Raw genomic sequence first — 3,253 nt, 5'->3', positions numbered from 1 at the left:
GCGGCCCGTCCAGCGGCGTGAGGGGGGCGGTCCCGGGGCCGGCACGGGTCGCCGTGTACTCGGCGCACATCCGTCACCCACCCGCCCGGGCGGGGGGCCCGGGGGGGCGGGTCCGCGGGGTTCCCGAAGTAAATCGGCAACCCGGGGGGGGTGCCCAACTGTTTGGGGTTGGGCCACCCGCCCGTCGTCATTGAGGTGAAGAGCGGGCCGCTGTACGGTCACCGGAGTGTCGCAACGTCAGATTTCCGACATAGCGGGCATGGTGTTTCACGTGAAACGTCGCTCCTTGCTCTCCGGAATCCTGAGTCGCGGCCGGGCTGCGACTGTTGCCGCTCCGGTTTCACGTGAAACACTGACCCCCATGCAGGACTCGGAGACCATCGACCAGATCGATGACACGCCCATCGCGCGTGCTGCCCAGGCTGCGGTCCAGGCGATCGGCCGGGCGGGTGAGGGCCTTCCCAGGCCCGCCGCGACCCGGGTGATCGTGGTCGCCAACCAGAAGGGCGGGGTCGGCAAGACGACGACCACCGTCAACATGGCCGCCTCGCTCGCGATGCACGGACTGCGCGTCCTGGTCGTCGACCTCGACCCGCAGGGCAACGCCTCCACCGCCCTCGGCATCGACCACCACGCCGAGGTGCCGTCGATCTACGACGTCCTCGTGGAGGGCAAGCCGCTCGCCGACGTGGTGCAGCCGGTGCTGGACGTCGAGGGGCTCTTCTGCGTCCCCGCCACCATCGACCTGGCCGGCGCGGAGATCGAGCTGGTGTCGCTGGTGGCCCGGGAGAGCCGCCTCCAGCGCGCCATCGCCGCCTATGAGCAGCCGCTGGACTACATCCTGATCGACTGTCCGCCCTCGCTGGGCCTGCTGACGGTCAACGCCCTGGTGGCCGGCCAGGAGGTGCTGATCCCGATCCAGTGCGAGTACTACGCGCTGGAGGGCCTCGGCCAGCTGCTGCGCAACGTCGAGCTGGTGCGCGCGCACCTCAACCCCTCGCTGCACGTCTCGACCATCCTGCTCACCATGTACGACGCCCGGACCAGGCTGGCCGCCCAGGTGGCCGACGAGGTCCGGACCCACTTCCCGCAGGAGGTGCTGAGCACGGCGATCCCGCGTTCGGTGCGCATCTCGGAGGCGCCCAGCTACGGTCAGACGGTGCTCACCTACGACCCGGGTTCCACCGGTGCGCTCTCCTACCTGGAGGCCGCCCGGGAGCTCGCGCTGCGTGCGGTGGGCCAGGCCGGGGGCTCACTGGTGGGCCAGCAGCGCAGCGGCAGCGGTACGGGGCACGGCGCCCCGGTGGCACAGCACGGTACGACGGAGGGTCAGCAGTGAGTGGTGGTCGCAGGGGTCTGGGTAAGGGGCTCGGGGCGCTGATCGGCCCCGCGGCGCCGACGGACGGCGGGGCTGCGGGGCAGCCCGCCACGGCCGTGCCCGGGCCGGCCTCGGTGGTGGCGACCGGAGCCGTCTCGCCGACGGCCGTGCCGGTGCTGCCGGGCGGTCGCGGAACGGTGGCCGCCAGGGTGGCCGTGGAGAGCCTGCGGGAGCAGCCGGCGCCGGTGCCCGGGGCATTCTTCGCCGAGCTGCCGATCGACGGGATCACGCCCAACCCGCGTCAGCCGCGTGATGTCTTCGACCCGGACAAGCTGGCCGAGCTGGTCGCCTCCATCAAGGAGGTGGGTCTGCTCCAGCCGGTCGTGGTGCGCCAGGTCGGGCCGGAGCGCTACGAGCTGATCATGGGCGAGCGCCGTTGGCGCGCCTCCCGGGAGGCGGGGCTGGACCGGATCCCGGCGATCGTCCGGGCCACCGAGGACGACAAGCTGCTGCTGGACGCCCTCCTGGAGAACCTGCACCGGGCGGAGCTGAACCCGCTGGAGGAGGCGGCCGCCTACGACCAGCTGCTGGGGGACTTCTCCTGCACCCATGACGAGCTCGCGGACCGGATCGGCCGCTCGCGTCCGCACGTCACCAACACGCTGCGGCTGCTGAAGCTCCCGCCCGCGGTCCAGAGCCGGGTGGCCGCCGGGGTGCTGTCGGCCGGGCACGCCAAGGCGCTGGTGAGCCTGGCGGACCCGGAGCGGCAGGAGGAGCTGGCCGCGCGGATCAACCGCGAGGGCCTCTCGGTGCGGACCACCGAGGAGATCGTCAAGCTGATGGGCCTGGAGGAGAAGCCGAAGCGCCAGGCGCCGAAGGCGGGCAAGCTGAACTCCCCGGCCTTCAACGACCTGGCGAGCCGGCTGTCGGACCGCTTCGACACCCGGGTCAAGGTCGAGGTGACGCAGCGCGGCGGCAAGCTCGGCAAGGGCAAGGTGGTGCTGGAGTTCGGTTCGGTCGAGGACCTGAACCGGATCCTGGACAGCCTGGCCCCGGGCGAGGACGGACTGCGGCTGTCGCAGGGCTGAGGCCGGTCGAAGAGGCGTGACCCGATGGGTGCATGTTCCGCGTGAGTGCTGTTTCACGTGAAACATGCACCCATCGGCGTTCGGGGGGAATGCTCGACTGTGGAGTGGACGAGGAGGTACGGGGCATGGGACGCCGGATCGCTCCGCTGACGCTGGACAACCTCGCGGATCTGCCGACGACCTGCCGCTCCTGCGTGTTCTGGGAGCTGGACCCGGTGAGCGGGAAGGCGGCGGTGGAGTCCGGCAAGCCCGAGCTGGAGAAGGAGGGGTGGATCTCCGCGGTGCTGCTGGAGTGGGGCTCCTGCGGCCGGATCGTCTACGTGGACGACCAGCCCGCCGGGTTCGTGCTCTACGCGCCGCCGGCCTACGTGCCGCGCTCGCAGTCCTTCCCGACCAGTCCGGTGTCGCCGGACGCGGTCCAGCTGATGGTCAGCCGGGTGCTGCCGGGTTACCAGCGGCAGGGGCTGGGCCGGGTGCTCGTGCAGACGGTGGCCAAGGACCTGGTGGGGCGCGGCGTGCGCGCGATCGAGGCCTTCGGTGCGACGGGACGGGTGCCGACGAGCTGCGTGCTCCCGGCCGACCACCTGCTCGCGGTGGGCTTCAAGACGGTCCGGCCGCACGCCCGCTACCCGCGGCTGCGGCTGGAGGCGCGGACCACGCTGTCCTGGCGCGGCGATGTGGAAGTGGCGTTGGAGCGGTTGCTCGGCGGCGCCCGCAAGGAGCCGGCTCTGCGGCCGTTCTGATCCGGGCCGCCGCCGGCCGGGGGCCGTGCCGGAAACGACGGAGGCGGGGGGGGGGGGGGGCGGGGCGGGGGCGCGCCGCCCCCCGCGGGGGGCGAGCTGGCGTA

At 72.4% G+C, this 3,253-nt stretch carries 3 protein-coding genes; all 3 read left to right on the top strand.

Translation table 11 applies throughout. The features are described from left to right. Window positions 1-388: 388 nt before the first annotated feature. The 3 genes from ACFV4F_RS33980 (at window position 389) to ACFV4F_RS33970 (ending at window position 3,149) form a co-directional block, all read left to right on the top strand. Window positions 389-1,339, top strand: coding sequence for a ParA family protein (locus ACFV4F_RS33980; protein ID WP_380441759.1), 951 nt, complete (start codon window positions 389-391; stop codon window positions 1,337-1,339). Further along, window positions 1,336-2,406, top strand: coding sequence for a ParB/RepB/Spo0J family partition protein (locus ACFV4F_RS33975; protein WP_380441735.1), 1,071 nt, complete (start codon window positions 1,336-1,338; stop codon window positions 2,404-2,406). The genes ACFV4F_RS33980 and ACFV4F_RS33975 overlap by 4 nt, the downstream gene beginning before the upstream one ends. Window positions 2,407-2,531: 125 nt before the next feature. Then, window positions 2,532-3,149, top strand: coding sequence for a GNAT family N-acetyltransferase (locus tag ACFV4F_RS33970; protein WP_380441733.1), 618 nt, complete (start codon window positions 2,532-2,534; stop codon window positions 3,147-3,149). The last annotated feature ends 104 nt before the right edge of the window (window positions 3,150-3,253 follow it).

This window comes from Kitasatospora sp. NPDC059722 (assembly GCF_042733235.1).
Taxonomy (GTDB): domain Bacteria; phylum Actinomycetota; class Actinomycetes; order Streptomycetales; family Streptomycetaceae; genus Kitasatospora.
This window is presented reverse-complemented; position numbering and strand designations above follow the sequence as displayed.

Coding starts and splice junctions, on each gene's coding strand:
- ACFV4F_RS33970 (WP_380441733.1), top strand. CDS start 2,532: ATGGGACGCCGGATCGCTCCGCTGACGCTGGACAACCTCGCGGATCTG.